Source organism: Candidatus Leptofilum sp., from assembly GCF_965223525.1.
Lineage (GTDB): Bacteria > Chloroflexota > Anaerolineae > Promineifilales > Promineifilaceae > Leptofilum.
In genome coordinates this window covers 1758985-1776107 of sequence record NZ_CBDCWX010000005.1, presented here as the reverse complement: position 1 = coordinate 1776107, position 17123 = coordinate 1758985, and the positions used below count along the sequence as shown (strand labels likewise).

Below are 17123 nucleotides of genomic sequence, written 5' to 3'. Positions count from 1 at the left end.
AAGGAGACGGTGCGGTGGCCCGAATCTTTGTAATTGATGATGATGAACAACTTTTACGCATGGTCGGCCTCATGTTGGAGCGTGGCGGCCACAACATCACCCTGATCAACAATCCGCTGGATGGCCTGGAGCAGATCAAAGCCGACAAGCCGGATTTGCTGGTTCTAGATGTGATGATGCCCAACATGAGCGGGCACGATTTGGCGCGGGAGATTCGGAATAATGCCAATGTTGAAGATTTACCCATTTTGATCCTCACTGCCCGCTCCCAGGAAGTAGATCGCACCACAGCCCTAAAAAGTGGCGCAGATGATTACCTGAGTAAGCCAGTCACCTCGCAGGAGCTCATGGAACGGGTGGATGATTTATTGGCTAAAAAAGGGGGGCAGTCCAGCCCAGAAACTGGTATTGTTATTACTGCCTTTGGGCTGCGGGGGGGTGTAGGGCAAACGACGCTGGCGGTGAATTTGGCTGCCGCTTTGCGGCGCGCTAGCCAGCAGGAAGTCTGTCTAGTAGACCTCTCTCCCTCTGGCGGACAGGCAGTTATGCACATGCGGCTGCAAGCCCGTTCCTCCTGGCTCGATCTACCTACAGAAAATGAACTGGATTGGGCCGTTCTGAAAAATCGGCTCATCATTCATCCATCTGGCCTGCGGGTGTTGGCTGCACCGGCCAAACCACAAGACCCATCTGCTATTTCTGGCGACCGTGTTCAATATATTTTGAATTTGTTGAAGCATCATGTGGCCTTTACGGTGATTGATGCCCCACATGTTTTTTCGCCTGCGTTCCTTCAGGCAGTTTCTATGGCAGATATGGGGCTACATATCATCACGCCTGAGGTGGTTTCGGTGCAAACGGCCGTTCAGCTCAACCGCCTGCTCAACAAATCTGGTATCCAGGTAAAGCGCAAATCACACATCCTGAACCAGCACACGCCAGAAGCCCAATTGCCCCAAACGGCCGTAGAGCGTGGTCTCAATAACAAAGTTGCCTTCCAGATTGGCTACGATATCAACCAGGCGCGGGCCATTGCTCAGGGCGTTCCGCTCACTCTCACTTCGGCCAAATCGGGTCTACCCAACGTGGTGCGCCGTATGTCTGAGGCAATTTGGCAGCGCGTTTCAACGAAAAGCCTTTGATTGTGTTCAAGTGTTTAAGTTCTCAAGTGTCATATAACTACCTGAAAACCTGAAAACTTGATCGCCTAAACACTTTTTATGACATTTCCCGCAATTGCTTTACTCGAATTTAGCAGCATCGCCGCCGGTATTGAGGCGGGTGATGCGATGGTGAAGCGTGCGCCCGTGCAAAAAATTCAGTCGGGGACGGTGCAACCAGGGCATTATCTGGTGCTGGTGGTCGGGGATGTGGCATCGGTTGAAGAGGCGTTTGCGGCTGGCAAGGACGTGGGGCGCGACGCGCTGGCTGACTGTCTCTTTTTGCCTAATGTGCATCCAGGTGTTGTGGAGGCGTTAAGTGGGCAACAGAAAGCAGCACAGGAAGATGCGCTGGGCATTGTGGAGACGACGAGTGTAGCAACAGCTATTGAGGTAGCAGATGCGGGTTTAAAAGGTGCAGAGGTTTCGTTGCTTCGGCTACGCTTGGCCGATGGCTTGGGCGGGAAAGGGCTGGTTTATTTTCACGGCTTGGTAGCAGATGTGGAAACGGCCGTTGCCATCGGCAGCAACGTCGCCCACAATCATCTGGTTCAGCAAATGGTCATCCCCCAGCTACATGCCGAGATGTGGGAAAATGTGAATAGATACGGCCGATTTGGCCAACATTTCGGCTGGGAAGCAGCGTGAGCAGTAGTCAGTGGTCAGTATTCGGTAATCAGTAACCGGTAGGGGCGAGGCAATTGGTCATCATCTTTGGGTAGCAAATAACCATTCATCCAATTGCCTCGCCCTCACCCAAAGAAAAATCATGCAATTAGCACGCGTTATTGGCACAGTGGTAGCCACCGAAAAATATGAAGGGCTAGAGGGTATCAAATTCCTGATGGTGCAGCCCTTAAGCAAAACGCAGGAAGCCGTTGGGCAGCCTGTGGTCGCGGCCGACGCCACGGCTCAAGCCGGGCCAGATCATCTTGTCTTCATTGTTGGCAGCCGAGAAGCTGCCCAGGCCATGCCCATCACCTTTGTCCCCGTAGATCATGCCATTGTTGGCATTGTGGACGATGTGCAACTGGCGTAGTGCCACGCCTTAATCGGCAACTTCTGAATGGTTTGTGGGATAGAAAAGCTTCACCTGCGGCTGGCCTTCACCAACTGAAACAAACTCCTTGAACTGTAACCCCAATTTCCGCAGCAGTTTAATTGAACGAACGTTGTCTGGCGCAGTGATGGCGACCACTGGTTTCAAGTCGGTGTGGGCATGGTTGAGAACGGCCATTGCTGCTTCTAATGCGTATCCTTGACCTGTGTGCTGGTCGAGAAACGCAAAACCGATGTCTACGTTGGGGAGGGACGGCCGTTTTACCAAGCCACACATCCCCAAGCGCACATTATCTGCGGTGCGCCGCACCAGATAAAGGCCAAACCCATTGGCCGCGTAGCTGGCCATTGGTCCATCCCGCAAATACGCCTCCGCCTGAGCAACAGTGCGAATTCCCCTGTCGCCAATAAAACGAATCCAGCCGGGCTCGTTGACGAGCTTTAGCACAAACGGGGCATCATCCAGGCAAAAGTGGCACAGCTGCAATCGCTTCGTTTCAATCAGGCAAACCACTCCATTTCTGGCTGGTCAAGCAGCCGCTGTACATCGTTAACATGGTGGAGATTGTGGTAAAGCGTGAAAAACAAGATTTCACGCACTGTTAGCTTGCCCAGCAGGGGATGGGGTAACAAATAGTTATCCAGTGCCTTTTCATCCCATTTTTGCAGGGCAGCATGAAGTGCGTCTCCTTTTTCTTGCCATTTGGCCAAAATACGGGTCTGGTGTGCTGCTGAAAAATCTTCTCGAACTTCTGGCACAAATGGGCCGCCTGCCTGTCCTCCGTTAGCAAGAGCATCGTTTAGATAAGTGTAGCGCACCTGTGCCAGTGGGCGCGAATCGTGTTTAGCCCAGCCAAAGCGGATACGCAAGAAGGTTTTGGGAATGTTCAAGACCATCACCACCGGGGCGCAGGATTTGATAAGGTGCACCAAATTTTCTGCAGGTGACCAAACGCCGGGTGGGGATGCAAAAAAGGTATGTGGCTCAATGGCGGCGAAGTGGTTGTGAACGGCCGTTACCTCCACCACCCACGCCTCCACAATCTCCAGCTTGCTAAATGGCTGACCCAACGAAATCATTATTCACCAGAAAGTGAAGCGGATGAAATTGTTAGATCGTCGAAGGTAACATCTACATTGCCATCCTCAAAGGCGGCAGCAGCAAATCCAGCATACCCGGATCTGTAGTCGCTGTCTTCCACCTCTGCCACAAAGTCGCCATTGACATAAAGTGCTAAATAGTTACCAATACAAACGGCCAGAATAGTATTCTCTGCCTGCCCATCATTGATGGTAGAACTGCGTGTCCACTCAACCAACGGGTTCACATCATCCCCCTCCCCCTTAGAAATGGAGTAATAGCCGTCGCCGCTGATAAGGAAGTAGTATCCGTCTCCGTTATTGCTAACATCGGCGCGGCACATTACGCCATAGGCATTGTTTTCATAGGAGGAAAGCTGCTCTGACGTCGCCTCAATGACTACATCGTTATGTTCCTCGTCGTTTAGCCCCCAAATATAGCCACCGCCACCTGCCTGCACGCGGTATTCACCGTCGTCCACTTGCAAATCTACGTCGCCGCTAACAAATGTTTCCCAGGCATTGGCATCATTGAATGATTCAGTAAGCAGCACGTCATTCGTTTGATATTCCTGAGAAGGCCCACCACAGGCAGCCAAGAGGAAAATTGTCATTATGAACAGTACAAAAACTGAAATTTTTCGGTTCATATGTTACTCCTTATTTGTATGCTTATTTGCTAAAGTAACGATCGTATCTACCACTTTTAGAAGATGAATGCCTCCGCAAAACAATTTTGCTTGTCGGTGGAGTAATTCCCACAATGTTTCCAGATGGATATTCGTTGCCTGTAAATTGAGGCAATTTATTTCTCCGCAACCAATACCCTTAATTTACAGTGCAAATCTGGAAGCGTGACCAAAGATTAATTTTGCTTCACCACATGTTTTTGGGGCGAATAAAGTTATGTCATGAGCTTGATTTTGCAATCTTCACAATTCATACAATTTGCTGAATTTTCATAATCGCGATAAACAAGTGATCTTATCTTTACACTTGTTGGCGTTTTCATCATAACTTATCTTTATCAATATCAACTTATGAACTCTTTTATCATTAAAAAAGCGTTTGTTTTGTCAATTTGAATATGCTCCAAACTACTTTGAGAATAGAACGAAGAAGTATAAGAACTACTATGGATACTAATACAAACCAGCCTAATACAAGCCAAGGCGTTCTAGATGCTGAATTTCCAATTGATGATTGGGAACTCTCAACTGAATTACAAGAACCATCTTCAAGCGTATTGCATGAGGCACAATTGTTTCCATTATTGGGTGGCCAGCCTTCTAGATACCAATTCAACTCATCCTCTCTGCCAAACTGATAAGCTATAAAACCAGGAAGATACGGAAGAACATCAAAAAACGTATGACCTATGTAATCACTGTTACTCGATTTATCGGAAAATCCCCATCTGTCCGGAGTTCCCGCCACGATACCTTCTGTAATCAGTAACCCATTAATGTCATATGTACATTGTTGCCCTGGTACAATCTCCACATTGCTACTTGTCCATCTAATTTCCCATGTTGCTCCTGGATGGAAATTGATTAATTTTTCGTCAAGTTTATTTGCTGTTAAACTCCAACCTTCACCTAGATTTAATTGAGGAGGCGTTTCGCCTTCTTGAGGAATAGCAATTTCACAGGGGCAAGCGGGGAGTTTATCATACCAATTAGATGAAGAAGTTGTTACCCCAAATGAAGGGGGATCAGAAATAGCAAATTCATCGTATTCTTCATTGCCAGGTGGGACAAAACTAATCACAGGAAAACTACATAACCAACAGGTGACTGCAGGTAATATACAAAGTAGAGCATATCCTATTTTAGACATAATGAATTTTCATCTAAGAATCATAAATTTAGCACGATGTTTCATTTCCGTATCCTCAAGATAACTTGAGGGCGGGCAGGGCATAGAGAATGTAGACAAGCCCTAGCGGGTTGCCATTTTTGAGCATGTGCAAACGCGCCCCGCGCACGGCTTCACCCAGCGTTTCGTCTTCAAACATAAAGCGTCGCAAACACTCTTCAGCAAACTGGGTAGCAATGGATTCAAAGATGGTAATCTCGGTGCCGATGACGCCTGCTGCCCGACTGGTTTGCACGAAGCCGGTTACAAAGTCGAGGGCGCGTTCCGGGGTGATTTGGGTGGTGTGGCAGCCGTTGATGAAGACGAGCGGCCGTATTTTTTGCCAACGAATGCGACGCGCGCGTAAATTTCCCCGCGTGAACCAATCCCCATCTTTGCTGCCTAAACTAAGGTAGGGGAACCTTCTGTCGGTCAATCCGCCGTGACAATAAAAGTAAACCACCTGTGATTCGGTCGTCTTGAGCATGTCTAGAGATTTATCGCGGCTGTCGGCGTATTCCCAGCCCACACCCATCTTTTGCAGACGTTTTTCGTGGGACGGCCGTTGCTTAAAGTTCGGATCGGTCGAAACAGAAACTGCCATCTTAGGTGGGCTGCTCCCGCCGATCTTCAAGGGCGCATCCGGCGCAGATTTAACAGACATCGGCAAGCCCAACGAGTGGCGAAAGCCCCAAAATCCGCTGGGGCAAACGATCTGTAAATCATCATAGGTAGGGCAGTTACCCTGAAAGCAAATACACTTTTCCAGCGGTTTGCTACCATCCAGTGCCTTCTCAAATTCCGGGCAGAGCGAATAATCTTTAGGTACGTTGCCGTCCAGGTAAGGATAATCGTAGAACATGGCGGCGGGAACGACGATTTGGGCATTTTCTTTGGTGGCAATCTGCACCTGCCCTGGCTTCACCATCCAATCCATTACCTCCCACGATTTTTCTGAATCGCCAACTAGCGGATCAAAAAGCGCATCGAAGGCGCGATGGCCATTCTGAGCCATCTCTAGCAAGTCGTCTTTGAGCTTTTGCTTGTTGAGCTTGCCGCCATATGAATATTTTTTGCCTTCTTTATATGGCTCTTCATCTCCCCAGGCAGCGTTACGCAAAGCCCCCCGCGCCCAATTTTGTAGATTGGCCACGGCATCTTCGCCCAGGCTGGCATCATTTTTGAACTCGTTTTGCCCCACAAAGCGAAAGCCATGGCTGCCGCTGCCGTTGTCGTTGACCATGATGCTGAGGCTATTTTCACCCATTGCTTGCAGTTGGTGTCCGTTCAGGTTTTTAGAGAGCGTATAGTCGGAGGCATGCCACATCATGCGGTAAGGCTGCTCAGTCGGTGTGGCAGAGACGCGGGCCACGATGAGGTGGGATTGCACGAGCGTGTTTTGGTAGTAGATGTTGCAGCGGAGACGGCCGTATCCTTCATCAACCATCGTTTGCACCGCAAAAAAGAGGCGCGTGTCCAACATATCTGGTGAAGCACCGGTTGGTTCATCGGCGCGGCGCGTTACCCGCACTGCTCCTTGAGGGGCTAGCTGAACTTCGCCAACTTCTGCGCCGGTTAGGGCAATTTCTCCCTCAAAAGCAAACAGAGCAATTTTTAGGCGCGCTTCGGGCGGCAGCTTGTCGGAGGGCAAGGCGATGCCTTCCTGCGCCAGGCCGCTTTCTAGCAGTTCGCCAATTTCCAGCCAAAAATAGTGGGGCTGTGCCGCAGGCAGCGGCGTGTTGAAGCTATTAATTTCTGCTTCTGGGACATCCTGGCTGGCAAAGCCTGTATTTACATAACGTGCTTCTGATTCGCTTAGAAAATCTTCTAACCCTTTTTCTCCAGAATTTGGTAAATTCACGTTTTGCACGGTGGTTTGGAAGCGGTCAATTACAGCTTCCAGGCTGGCGGCATCGGTGACACGCCCTTGAATGTATTGGGCATCGTCTTCTTCCAAATCAGGGTAGGCAGAGAGTGCCGCTGCGGGGTCTTTGCGGAAAAGCGCAAAAAAGGCGGCATCATTTCGTAAGTGCAATGCCATTTGCAGGCGGGGTTCGGTATCATCAGTGGCACTTTCGGGAGCAGCAGGCGGCCGTTCCGGAACAGCCACACCAAACCGTTCAGCAGCGGCCGTTAGGCTAGCCGAATCACTGATTTTGTCTTTGAGGTAACGGCCGTCATACTTGTCTAAGTCGGGAAATTCCGCCAGAATTGCATCGGGATCTTGCAAAAAGCGATCAAAAAAAGCGGCATCGTTCAGCAGCCGCGTAACAATTTCCACACGAATTTCTTGGGAATCTGCCATTTTTTACCTGCTTTTGGGGCAACCAGAAGCTGCGGCTATTTGCAGCTTCCAACTTTATGTAAATTTCAAGATTGACCTGTACCGAATCTATCCGCGACCACTATCGTCACCAGAACCTGAGCTCATAGCAACGCCACCATTAGATTCGTCACGGGCAATTTCATTCTCGCCTAGCTTGGTGGAACGGCCGTCCAGAAACCAATCCACTGAGAAGTTGCCGGAAATACGCACCCACAGCATGAGAAAAGCAAAATAGCTAAAAAACCCGATGAACAGGCCAATACCGTAGCCGCCAAACAGATCAGTTCCAGCCGGAAACAAGGCCAAAATTGCACCACCGCCCAAAATGCCAATTACCGTTGCCAGGTCGCTAAACTGCACATCGCTTTTGCGGTATCGGTTGATGTAATAAACCAGCCAGCCAATGATGGTACCAAAGCCAACTGCGCCGATAATTTGCAGTTGTGATGCGGCTTCTGTTGCTTCTGCTTGAAAATACATGGGTCGTTCCTCCTGTTGAACGATTATTTTTTGCCACAGACTTGTGCTGAGCGTTGTCGAAGTAAGACACAAAGAATTATGAGATTTGTCTCTTAAACTTCTGTGTTCTCTGTGGCTAAATTTTTTGGTTCTGGCGAAGCTGCTGCCGCCAGGCGAAATGAATGGCAAAGGCAATGATGAGGGCAACAAAGAAGATAATGAGCTGCACAGTACTGGTAAATGAGTAAATGAGCCAGGCAAACCAAATGGTAAAAATGGCAACGGCGAGGAGGTTTAGATACGGCCGTCGCTCAACCTGCCACTTTTGCAAAAACAGTTTGAAATAGTGAACCAGTTTGGAGAATTTGGATTTGGTTTCAGGCTCAGGCTGGGTACGCGTTCTGAGTGGACGCTGATCCACAAACAAAACGAGCAACCAGCCCCACACCAATCCTGCACCAACAATGCCTGCAAAAATCACCTTGTTTCTCCGAGTGCTGAACCAAACAATAGTGACAGGATAGCATAGGGCAAAATATCTGCCAATACCTCTTATAAAATAAAAGATTAGTTTGAAACGGAAATAGAAATTGTCAATTGTTGACTGCAGAACCCTGCACCATATTGCTCAGAACAAGCCTTTGCTGAAATTGTATGAGTACCCACCATATTTTCCCAGTTCCAGTTATTGTAGTGATCTCCATTGATATCGCCTGCCATCGCATAAGGTGGCGCATTTTCCGCGTCTCTGCCATTCATTTCAAATTGGCGACCATCTAAATAAAATATAACGCTTTGTATCCAATCTGCGCTCGCGCTCACTTCCGCCCGAATATCCAGATTTCTTGTTGATAGCGACGAAAGATTAATCTGGGAATTATTGGACAACGTAAATATATCTTGGTTTGTATCAGCGTTAACCAGAATCAAACGTGAAATTGGAGGGATAGACGTTGCTGTAGGCAGAACCCGTGGGGTTGCAGTCGCTGTGATTGTCCTTCTCGTAGGTTCAGGCGTGTTTTTAGGCTCTTCTGCATTAGATGTTTCTTCATCTGGCACACCTTCATCACCATCAGCAGCTTCTTCGTTTTGTTGGGGTGTGTATTGGGGCAAAATAGAATATTGTAAAAGCAAATTACCATCATCACTTTCACCTTCAATTGTTAAATTTGCCTGCCAATTGTTCTCCGGTTCTAGTAACACACCATATCCACCAATAATTTCTGCCTGTTGCCACCATTCTAACGCACCACCTGTAACCGTATTCAAAATAATCCCTAACAATGTTGTATTCGTTATTGCCTTCCCGGCAATTAGACCTTTTTCGATAGCATGTTCAAGAGCCTCTGCTGCGCCCTCCAGGGCTAAAGAGGCTCCTCGTCCAGCAAAAAAGCTTAATTCATCATTTTCAAAGGCAATTAGATAAACGAGGATTTTCTCGTCTGGCGCAACATCGTTGACTGTTAAAGAAAAACCTTCCAGAAAGATTCGATTATTGCCGTCGATCTTATATTCTCTTAATCCTGGAGCCTCTAAAACTCTGGAATCACCATTCTCTCGAATGACAAGCAGTTCCAACGTCAGCTCACCTTGTCCGACTAAATCCCCAATATTTTCACCGATCTCTACCCAGTCAATACGAATATCTATATTGTTTGGTGTTCTGTCTGCTAAACCTACTACTGTTACATCTTGCGAAGATACGGTTGGGGGTAAGTCAGTCCCGCCACAAGAAACCAAGATAAGAAGAACCGGGATAAAAACTAAGCGGAGAAACAGGTGCTTGAATGACATACATCTTCTCCTTATGAGGTACGCTACTGCTCGGGCTAATACAGTTTGAAACTCAGAATAAAAACAGTATAGTTGTTCTGTATTCAAAATTGATTTTTGAGAACTTACGAAAACCTGACAGATTTCCGCTGAAAACAACAATCATTTGCAAAACCTGTTAGATTTCATCACAATGGGTAAGTTCTGCTGTTTTAGAAGCAAAAATCAGGAATCAGGCGAGCTTATGTATGTTGGACGCGTCTCAGGCACGGTAGTAGCAACGATTAAACATGCGGCGTTTAACGGCCGTAAACTGCTCATTGTGGATAAGTTGGGGGAAGATGGGCAGTCCAGCGGCGGCTATGACATCTGCGTAGACATGGCTCAAGCAGGCGTGGGGGACACGGTGCTGGTGCTAGATGAAGGCAACGGTGCACGCCAAGTGCTTAACATGAAAGTCGCACCCATCCGCGCCGTCATCGTTGGCATTGTGGACGACATACAAATTCTGTAACCTCAAACATCTCTCAGTTTAATTTTTGGGCTTAACTAAAAAGTCATAATCATTTCTCTGACAATGAGAACTACCCACCCAAGAATGAATAAGGCTGTAATCGCTTTTCGACTATTTCGGAATGTGAAATTAGGAAAGAGATTTTTGTGTTTAGCAGACAGTTCTTCAAGCTGCTCTTTTTCTTCTGGGGAGAGCGTTTCAAGAAACTTTTTCTTTTCTTCCTGAGATAATCTGAGATATCTGTTATATCTAAATATCCAAAATCCAAGTTGGGGTTCAATTTCAACAATTCTATGAAGTGTGATTTTCTGATGTGCATACCATCTTTGCGAAATGAAATACCACGTTAGCAAAAGACAAATTGAGCCTACTCCTGTAACTAGAACCGTAAAAAACGTTTCAAAATTGTGCTGAGAAACGACCCCCAGTAACCCTAACCCAGCTAATGTGATTGGGAATACAATTCCTGCGATTTGCCATATCATACTGTCAATTCTAGCTACTCTGGATTTACATAGTTTGTATTCTTCAAGCAATAACTCTTGTCTTTTATCCATTTCTGCAGACCTCGGCCAACGACAATCAAATGCTTTGACATTCTTTCAGCAGGGTAATGGCAATTTACAACATCTCTAATTGTTCTTATTCCGCAGGGAAGATGGCGGCAACGACATCGAGAACCAGTTCTAGCTCTGGGCCGCGCACGATGAGGGTTTCTTGCTCAGATTGGTAAAGGCAAATGAATTCGTCCTCGCCTGGCCAACATTCGCCGCCATTTTCTTGCAGTTCGCCGCCCGTTATAAAAAGGCGCGTGGGGTAGTTGGGGTAGAGGGCCGCAAATTCGGTGCTGTCTTCGGTGCTGTCCCAGACGGTGTGCAGCGCCATTGCAAAGCTGTCGTCGGCCTCATTGGTGTAGATGACAAAACGGTCGCCGCCCCAGCCAGTTACGGCCGTTTCCACCTGCGTCTCGTTTAGCTGCTGCAATAAATATTGCCCTAGCAAAAATTCACCCAGCACATTTTCCGTTGCCAGCGTCCACGCATCCCCCAAAACAGGCACCAAATCGGGAATTGTTACCAGTAGGGGCCCCGCTTGTTCCTGGTACAGTTCCGGGTGCAAAATTTGCTCAGTAGATTGTGGTGGATTGGCCCATGCCTCATCTAGCGCAGGGTAGCTGCCAGATTCAAACAGGGTGCGGGCAAAGTCGTCGCCAAATTCGTAGGGAAACCGCACCCAGTTGGCAATGGGGGTAGGGGTGTCGGCGAAGGCGGCCGTATCCAGCACAAAGGTTTCAGGGATGACGGCTGGTTCTAAGGGCAAGTAGCGCGCCGTGAGGAAATTTTCCTGCAAAACTGTTGCTTCTCCCTCACTCAGCGCAGCCAGCGCAAGGGCCCCATCAAGCGTTAGTTCCCCGGTGTATAGCGCATCCAGGCTAAAATTCTGGTCTTGGAGCAGGTAAAGCAGTTGGCGTACGTACCCTAGCTGGGCAACGGCCGTTAGCGTGTCTGCCTGCTCAATCAGCAGCATCTCGCCAGACAGCGGCTGATAAAATGCAGGGGTCGAATCGCCACCAGCCAGTGCCAACATATCTTCATAATCAAATTCTGCCGGAGCAAAATCAAACGCCTGGCCGATAAGCCCGGCATCTAGCCACATCGGCCCGTTTACCAATGTCCGCGCCACATCCGTTTGCGCCTGGCGTAGCTGCACGCCAGAAACTAGCAGCTCGTTCAGATCATCTGGGATGGGCAACTGGCGCAGACCGCTAACCAACTCGGCAATGTCTTGGCGTAAACCAGCGTTGCTGTCATTGGCAGGGCGGCTCACCGTATCGGCCAAAGCCACCGTCACCGTCACGGTGGCGCTGCGGCTGGTAATGCCTTCACTGTTGACGGCCGTTAGCTGGATCACGTACTCGTTTGGCACAGCTGGTTCCCAGGGAGCAACGGCCGTAAACAACGTTTCATTGTTCGGCAGGTAAGTTTCAAATGGCTCTTCATTGATGGCTAGATTCACAGAGGAGATGCCTTTGGGATCGGTGGCAACCAAAACAATGTTGACCAGAGCACCTTGCGATAGCAAACGGCCGTTTGCCGGGGACAAAATCGCCACATCCGGCGGCTGTGCCAACACCGCTTCCTGCTCATCTTGCAGGGTTGTGATGGTTTGGCTAGCAGCGTCAAGCTGTGCGGTGAGCGCATCCACTTCCTGCTGACTGTGTACCAATTCGCCATCCAGCAAAAGCGCGTTTGATTCGGCCGTGGCCAGCGCATCGGCTGTAATGGCGCGGGTTGCTTCCACCGCCGCCAAATCGAGTTCAGTTTGGGCTAAATCTTGCTGGAGATCGGCCGTTTCCGATTCCAAATTGTCCCGCTGGTCAATCACCGTTTGCCGCCCCTGAAACAAAAAAACAAAAGCCGCAATAAGCACCAACAGTAACATAAGTAACGTAAGGACTAGGCCAGTAAGAGAGGTCTGTTTCATGTGTGCAGAATCCTACACGATGATAGATCGCGGGTCAAGCATATATTTTGTGAAAAGATAGTGACCATCAGGCTCAAATTGAGCCAATCTTTTGGTTTGCCTGACGGCTAGCTGGTGCTATGCTTGGCGCAGCTTGTCATGCCCGCCTGCGCGGGCATCCATGCGTCATGAAAAGTGGATTCCCGTTTTCACGGGAACGACAAGTAAAAGTGGCAGGACTTACGCAGTTGCTCCAGCCGCCTCTCAGTCCCGAAGGGCTGCTCTCCTGACCGTACCGGGTAGGTGGCACGGCGAGACGCCTGCCACAGCGCGTAAATTGCGTAAGTCTTAAGTGGTTTCAAAACGACGAACTCGTATTTCAGAGGAAAATAGCATGACAAATTTATCTGAAGCAACAACAGAACAGCTCATTCAGCTTATTGATGAAGATCCAACCCGCCTGGCGGGAATGATTGATCACACCTTGCTCAAACCAGACGCAACCGAGGCGATGATTGCCCAAATTTGCCGCGAGGCGATCCGACACAGTTTTTTTTCGGTTTGTGTGAACCCAACAAATGTGCGCTTTGCCGCAGAACAGCTACAAGGCAGCGCGGTGAAGGTGTGTGCCGTGGTCGGTTTTCCGCTTGGGGCCACCACCACCAAAGAGAAAGTGTCTGAAGCGCAGACAGCCATCGAAAATGGTGCGACGGAAATTGATATGGTGATCAATATTGGGGCGGTAAAAAGTAAGGATGATAAATTTACGTTGGCGCAGATTACGGCCGTTACCCAAACCTGCCACCAAAACGATGTATTATGTAAAGTAATTATCGAAACCAGCTACCTCACTAACGAAGAAAAAGTGCGCGTTTGCAAAATTGCTAAAGACGCCGGGAGCGATTTTGTAAAGACCTCAACAGGCTTCAGCGGCGGCGGAGCTACGGTAGAAGATGTAGCCTTGATGCGGCACACCGTCGGGCAGCAAATGGGGGTCAAGGCATCAGGCGGCATTCGCTCGCTGGACGACGCGCGGCGCATGGTAGCGGCTGGCGCTAACCGCCTGGGCGTGAGCAGTGGCGTCCGCATTTTGCAGGAGGCTGAGGCAGCAACGCGTGGCGGCACGGAAATTTTGAGTGTGGCTGAGGCCGTGCTGTACGTAACCGACATCTCCCACGCCGAAAAATTCTACACCGAGGTATTGAGTCTACCTATCAGCGCACAATTTGAAGATGCCATCTTCTTACAAACGGGGCAAAACTCGACCCTGATTTTATTTGACATAAATAAGCTAGCGACGCGCCAAAGCATCATTCCGGCACATGGCGCACGCGGGCAGGGGCATGTTTGCCTGGCTATTCCCCCAGAGCAAATGGATGGCTGGCGCGCTCGCTTGCTGGCGCACGGCATCGAGATTGAGCATGAGCAGGATTGGTCGCTGGGCACCCACTCCATCTACTTCCGCGACCCGGACGGTAACAGCTTGGAACTGATGGACGGCCGTCATTACCATCGCGTTTGGCGCAAGATGCAGGAAAAAGCGGACACGGCGTATTAAGCAGTGAGGCAGTATTCAGTAATCGGTTTTCAGTAACTACCCGCGCTCGTAACTTTTCTTTGCCTGCGGTACTCTATAAAAGCTATGGAGAATTCAACCTCAACTCAAACTGAAAAAGTATTGATGTATGGTACGCCCACCTGCCCAATGGTGCCACCCGTGCGCGGGATGCTGGAGCGGGCGCAGGTGATCTTCGACTACATCAACATCACTGAAGATGCGGAGAGCCGAGGCAAGGTGATGGCCATCAACGACGGCAATGCCAGCGTACCCACGCTAATTTTCCCGGATGGTAGCACATTGACGGAACCAAGTACGGCCGTTCTGCAAAAGAAGCTGAAATCCCTAGGCTACACCGTGCCCAAGCCCACCCTGTGGCAATCGCTGCGCGACAATCCATTTAACAGCATGATGGGGCTGGCAGGGGTTTTATTCGGTCTTTACGATGGTAATTGGGTCTTCATTGGTCTGGGGATTGTGTTTTTGGCGTATGGGGTGGTGAGTAGCAGACGGTGAATGGTAATCGGTAAACAGTGATCGGTGACAGGTACTGATTACAGATAACGGATTACCGATTACTGGCAATAGACGCTTTCATCATTTGTAGCAGCCCGTAGCCGTGAACGGAACTGTGTTCAATAGTGAAGCCCGCGATTTGTACGGCAACGGCCGTTTCTCTATTCAGATGGCACTCCCCTTGCAAAGCAAACCACAGCGGTTGCAGCCAATCGGTGAAGCGGCGAGAGATGGGGCCGTGACCTCGGGTGTGTTCGAGTAGAAGGAGACGGCCGTCTGGCTTAAGCACCCGCTTGATTTCTGCCAAGGCAAGCTCCGGCTGGGGAATGGAGCAAAAAACCAGTGTCCCGACAACGGCATCGAATTGGCTGCTGGCAAATGGCAGCTTTTGTGCGTCAGCACAGCTAGCGGGTGTGTCGGATTCGCCCGATTTTTGTCGAGCAAGAAGCAAGCGGTCTGATTTTATGTCAATGAGTGTAGTGTAGGCGGAACGGCCGTAAAGTGGCAAATTGGCACCCGTCCCTGCACCCACTTCCAACACCTGCCCCGTGACATCATGTAGCAGTTCCCGCCGCAAATGACCAATTCCCCAACGCTCCATCCAGCGCATTCCGCGATCGAATTGTTCAGCCTCAACAGTTGACATAACTTGCTCGGAAATCGGTATTCAGTGAGCAGTAATCAGTTACTGACCACCGATTACTGTTCCCCTACTCGATAAATCACCGCGTACGCATCCCGGTACAGTTCATGCAGCAGCGGATCGTCCTCCGCTTCCTCCATGAAGTTGTCGTGGTTCAAGTCGCTAAAAACGTAGGCGGCACCAAATTCATCCCGAATAGCAGCACCCGGCTGCTCTACACGACCCCGCGTAATGTCTACCCAGCGGTTGAACAACGCCTCATCTTCCAGTTCCATGAACGTGGGGTCTAATCCGGCCGTGTAGATAGCGTTTGTATTGTAAAAGAAGAGCCGAGTGAAATCATCCCAATCCGTTTGGAAAACCATTGTACCGGCTGGCGTGTTGTCGTGCAGCCAGATGGTGGCGTCGGCGTAGCGGTCGGCGGGCTTGCTGTCGGCCAGCAATCCGCGGGCGTCATTCAGCGTAACGTAAAGCGGGTAAGCCAGCAGCAGAAGCAGGATCAGGGGAGCTAGTTGGTGCAAGTACGGCCGTTTCTCACCCCACTTTTCCAGCCACTCCCGCAAAATCGGAGCCGCACTCAAGGCAAAAAAGATCAGTGCAAAAGGCGGAAAATATTCCACAAAGCGGCGCGATTCAAACAGCATGTAGCCAAACAGCACCATCAGCCCCAGCGCTACCAATGTGGGCCCGTCAATCCGCTTTTCGCGCCAGCCCAACGCCAGGATGCCTGCCAGAACGGCCGTAAACGCCACGCCAGAATTTGTTACCAGCGTCCAGGTGCGATAGGGCGACCATTCATTACCCACTGGCGTACTAGATTCGCCCACTTTGGGCAGCAGATGTCCCACAATGAACTCAATATTTTGGGGGAAGTAGGGATTGATGATTAACCCCAGCCCAATGCCAACGGCCGGATAGACAATCGCTTGCCAGGCAATGCGTCGCTCTAGCATAAAGGCGGCAATAGCGTAGGTGCCTGCCACAACCAACAGCAGCGGGAAAGCATTGTAGGCCCACACAAAGACAAAGCCCAGCGGCAGCAACAGCTTATACTTCCCTTGCAACAGCCAGTGCAGCCCCAGAACCAGCAGCAGCAGAGATAGTGATTGAGCACGCGGCATACTCATTCGGTACAAAAACGCTTCTGAAACGGCAAAGAGACCCACGGCCCAAACGGCCGCATACGGCACCTTTTGCCCACGCAGCAGCCACCAAATCGCTAAGAACGCTAGCGACGGCATGATGATACTGCCCAGTTTGGCTCCCTGCGTCAACGCCAGCCCGCCGTCCAGTGCGGGATCGGTGGTGGCAAAAATTGCCAGGAACAGGTGGTACAGAAGGTGGTGGTCATAATAGGCTGCTTCGTTGAGGATGGTGTAGGGTAGGTAAGGAAAATCTGGCGTAAGTCCCTCGGTGCGGATGAGGTAGCCCATCTTCATGTGGTAGTAGCCATCGTTGCCTGCCAGGCCGGGCGTAGCGTATTGCACAACCGCAAAACCAGTAATGAAAACGAGGAAGAGGAGAACGGCCGTTGCCACAACTTTCTCATCCCATTTTGTCTGAATACGCGCTTTTACTGTTTGCATCTGGGTGGTCATACGGGTTGTCACTTGCATCATTTTGTCTCCAAATTCTTGATACTTGTAAGTGACTTTGGCCATAAAAAAGTAACGCCCAGAAATCCGGACGTTACTATGCCTGCAGCTAGGGCTGCA

The 17123-nt window shown here is 49.8% G+C and carries 18 protein-coding genes and 1 pseudogene; 7 read left to right on the top strand and 12 right to left on the bottom strand.

The window, feature by feature from the left end; genetic code table 11:
• The first annotated feature begins 14 nt into the window (after positions 1-14).
• From ACOQPM_RS13285 to ACOQPM_RS13275, 3 genes are all read left to right on the top strand, one after another.
• On the top strand, positions 15-1142 hold the full coding sequence (locus tag ACOQPM_RS13285; protein ID WP_420629746.1) for a response regulator: 1128 nt from the start codon (positions 15-17) through the stop codon (positions 1140-1142).
• A gap of 78 nt (positions 1143-1220) precedes the next feature.
• Positions 1221-1808 (top strand): BMC domain-containing protein, encoded by a 588-nt coding sequence (locus ACOQPM_RS13280; protein ID WP_420629745.1) that lies wholly within the window; start codon positions 1221-1223, stop codon positions 1806-1808.
• Between the two features lie 121 nt (positions 1809-1929).
• Positions 1930-2199 (top strand): EutN/CcmL family microcompartment protein, encoded by a 270-nt coding sequence (locus ACOQPM_RS13275; protein WP_420629744.1) that lies wholly within the window; start codon positions 1930-1932, stop codon positions 2197-2199.
• Positions 2200-2208: 9 nt separating this feature from the next.
• On the opposite strand, the gene ACOQPM_RS13270 is transcribed toward ACOQPM_RS13275, so the two are convergent.
• The 8 genes from ACOQPM_RS13270 to ACOQPM_RS13235 form a co-directional block, all read right to left on the bottom strand.
• Positions 2209-2733, bottom strand: coding sequence for a GNAT family N-acetyltransferase (locus ACOQPM_RS13270; protein WP_420629743.1), 525 nt, complete (start codon positions 2731-2733; stop codon positions 2209-2211).
• On the bottom strand, positions 2721-3299 hold the full coding sequence (locus tag ACOQPM_RS13265; RefSeq protein WP_420629742.1) for a DinB family protein: 579 nt from the start codon (positions 3297-3299) through the stop codon (positions 2721-2723). The genes ACOQPM_RS13270 and ACOQPM_RS13265 overlap by 13 nt, the downstream gene beginning before the upstream one ends.
• Positions 3299-3949 (bottom strand): hypothetical protein, encoded by a 651-nt coding sequence (locus tag ACOQPM_RS13260; protein ID WP_420629741.1) that lies wholly within the window; start codon positions 3947-3949, stop codon positions 3299-3301. The genes ACOQPM_RS13265 and ACOQPM_RS13260 overlap by 1 nt, the downstream gene beginning before the upstream one ends.
• Before the next feature lie 406 nt (positions 3950-4355).
• Positions 4356-5138 carry a hypothetical protein gene (locus tag ACOQPM_RS13255; protein ID WP_420629740.1) on the bottom strand — a complete coding sequence of 261 codons (783 nt, stop codon included), beginning with the start codon at positions 5136-5138 and terminating at the stop codon, positions 4356-4358.
• A 55-nt stretch (positions 5139-5193) separates the two neighbouring features.
• Entirely contained in the window at positions 5194-7461 is a 2268-nt protein-coding gene (locus tag ACOQPM_RS13250) for a hypothetical protein (protein WP_420629739.1), read from the bottom strand.
• A gap of 87 nt (positions 7462-7548) precedes the next feature.
• Entirely contained in the window at positions 7549-7962 is a 414-nt protein-coding gene (locus ACOQPM_RS13245; protein ID WP_420629738.1) for a hypothetical protein, read from the bottom strand.
• 115 nt (positions 7963-8077) lie between these two features.
• A complete protein-coding gene (locus ACOQPM_RS13240; RefSeq protein ID WP_420629737.1) occupies positions 8078-8422 on the bottom strand; it encodes a hypothetical protein in 345 nt (114 codons plus the stop codon).
• An 86-nt stretch (positions 8423-8508) separates the two neighbouring features.
• Complete coding sequence (locus ACOQPM_RS13235; protein ID WP_420629736.1) at positions 8509-9735, bottom strand: hypothetical protein; 1227 nt, start codon at positions 9733-9735, stop codon at positions 8509-8511.
• A 223-nt stretch (positions 9736-9958) separates the two neighbouring features.
• Here ACOQPM_RS13235 and ACOQPM_RS13230 point away from each other — a divergent pair, with 223 nt between their 5' ends.
• Positions 9959-10228, top strand: a complete 270-nt coding sequence (locus ACOQPM_RS13230) for a EutN/CcmL family microcompartment protein (RefSeq protein ID WP_420629735.1) — start codon at positions 9959-9961, stop codon at positions 10226-10228.
• Between the two features lie 35 nt (positions 10229-10263).
• Here ACOQPM_RS13230 and ACOQPM_RS13225 read toward each other — a convergent pair whose 3' ends face one another.
• Together ACOQPM_RS13225 and ACOQPM_RS13220 are read right to left on the bottom strand one after the other, a co-directional pair.
• On the bottom strand, positions 10264-10785 hold the full coding sequence (locus ACOQPM_RS13225; RefSeq protein WP_420629734.1) for a hypothetical protein: 522 nt from the start codon (positions 10783-10785) through the stop codon (positions 10264-10266).
• A gap of 85 nt (positions 10786-10870) precedes the next feature.
• Positions 10871-12712, bottom strand: coding sequence for an Ig-like domain-containing protein (locus tag ACOQPM_RS13220; protein WP_420629733.1), 1842 nt, complete (start codon positions 12710-12712; stop codon positions 10871-10873).
• Between the two features lie 448 nt (positions 12713-13160).
• Here ACOQPM_RS13220 and deoC point away from each other — a divergent pair.
• The 3 genes and pseudogenes from deoC to ACOQPM_RS13205 form a co-directional block, all read left to right on the top strand.
• A pseudogene (gene deoC / locus ACOQPM_RS13215) lies at positions 13161-13787 on the top strand (deoxyribose-phosphate aldolase); the annotation flags it as partial.
• Complete coding sequence (locus ACOQPM_RS13210) at positions 13761-14249, top strand: VOC family protein (RefSeq protein ID WP_420630534.1); 489 nt, start codon at positions 13761-13763, stop codon at positions 14247-14249. The pseudogene deoC and the gene ACOQPM_RS13210, both read left to right, overlap by 27 nt.
• Positions 14250-14333: 84 nt before the next feature.
• Positions 14334-14765 carry a glutaredoxin domain-containing protein gene (locus tag ACOQPM_RS13205; protein WP_420629732.1) on the top strand — a complete coding sequence of 144 codons (432 nt, stop codon included), beginning with the start codon at positions 14334-14336 and terminating at the stop codon, positions 14763-14765.
• Positions 14766-14817: 52 nt separating this feature from the next.
• Here ACOQPM_RS13205 and ACOQPM_RS13200 read toward each other — a convergent pair whose 3' ends face one another.
• Complete coding sequence (locus tag ACOQPM_RS13200) at positions 14818-15411, bottom strand: class I SAM-dependent methyltransferase (protein WP_420629731.1); 594 nt, start codon at positions 15409-15411, stop codon at positions 14818-14820.
• Between the two features lie 53 nt (positions 15412-15464).
• Entirely contained in the window at positions 15465-17027 is a 1563-nt protein-coding gene (locus ACOQPM_RS13195; RefSeq protein WP_420629730.1) for a hypothetical protein, read from the bottom strand.
• Between the last annotated feature and the right edge of the window lie 96 nt (positions 17028-17123).

Excerpts from the sequence above, each read along its gene's own strand:
- ACOQPM_RS13225 (WP_420629734.1), bottom strand. The coding sequence starts at position 10,785 with ATGGATAAAAGACAAGAGTTATTGCTTGAAGAATACAAACTATGTAAA.
- ACOQPM_RS13230 (WP_420629735.1), top strand. The coding sequence starts at position 9,959 with ATGTATGTTGGACGCGTCTCAGGCACGGTAGTAGCAACGATTAAACAT.
- ACOQPM_RS13265 (WP_420629742.1), bottom strand. The coding sequence starts at position 3,299 with ATGATTTCGTTGGGTCAGCCATTTAGCAAGCTGGAGATTGTGGAGGCG.
- ACOQPM_RS13275 (WP_420629744.1), top strand. The coding sequence starts at position 1,930 with ATGCAATTAGCACGCGTTATTGGCACAGTGGTAGCCACCGAAAAATAT.
- ACOQPM_RS13235 (WP_420629736.1), bottom strand. The coding sequence starts at position 9,735 with ATGTCATTCAAGCACCTGTTTCTCCGCTTAGTTTTTATCCCGGTTCTT.
- ACOQPM_RS13280 (WP_420629745.1), top strand. The coding sequence starts at position 1,221 with ATGACATTTCCCGCAATTGCTTTACTCGAATTTAGCAGCATCGCCGCC.
- ACOQPM_RS13220 (WP_420629733.1), bottom strand. The coding sequence starts at position 12,712 with ATGAAACAGACCTCTCTTACTGGCCTAGTCCTTACGTTACTTATGTTA.
- ACOQPM_RS13200 (WP_420629731.1), bottom strand. The coding sequence starts at position 15,411 with ATGTCAACTGTTGAGGCTGAACAATTCGATCGCGGAATGCGCTGGATG.
- ACOQPM_RS13245 (WP_420629738.1), bottom strand. The coding sequence starts at position 7,962 with ATGTATTTTCAAGCAGAAGCAACAGAAGCCGCATCACAACTGCAAATT.
- ACOQPM_RS13205 (WP_420629732.1), top strand. The coding sequence starts at position 14,334 with ATGGAGAATTCAACCTCAACTCAAACTGAAAAAGTATTGATGTATGGT.
- ACOQPM_RS13195 (WP_420629730.1), bottom strand. The coding sequence starts at position 17,027 with ATGATGCAAGTGACAACCCGTATGACCACCCAGATGCAAACAGTAAAA.
- ACOQPM_RS13250 (WP_420629739.1), bottom strand. The coding sequence starts at position 7,461 with ATGGCAGATTCCCAAGAAATTCGTGTGGAAATTGTTACGCGGCTGCTG.
- ACOQPM_RS13260 (WP_420629741.1), bottom strand. The coding sequence starts at position 3,949 with ATGAACCGAAAAATTTCAGTTTTTGTACTGTTCATAATGACAATTTTC.
- ACOQPM_RS13255 (WP_420629740.1), bottom strand. The coding sequence starts at position 5,138 with ATGTCTAAAATAGGATATGCTCTACTTTGTATATTACCTGCAGTCACC.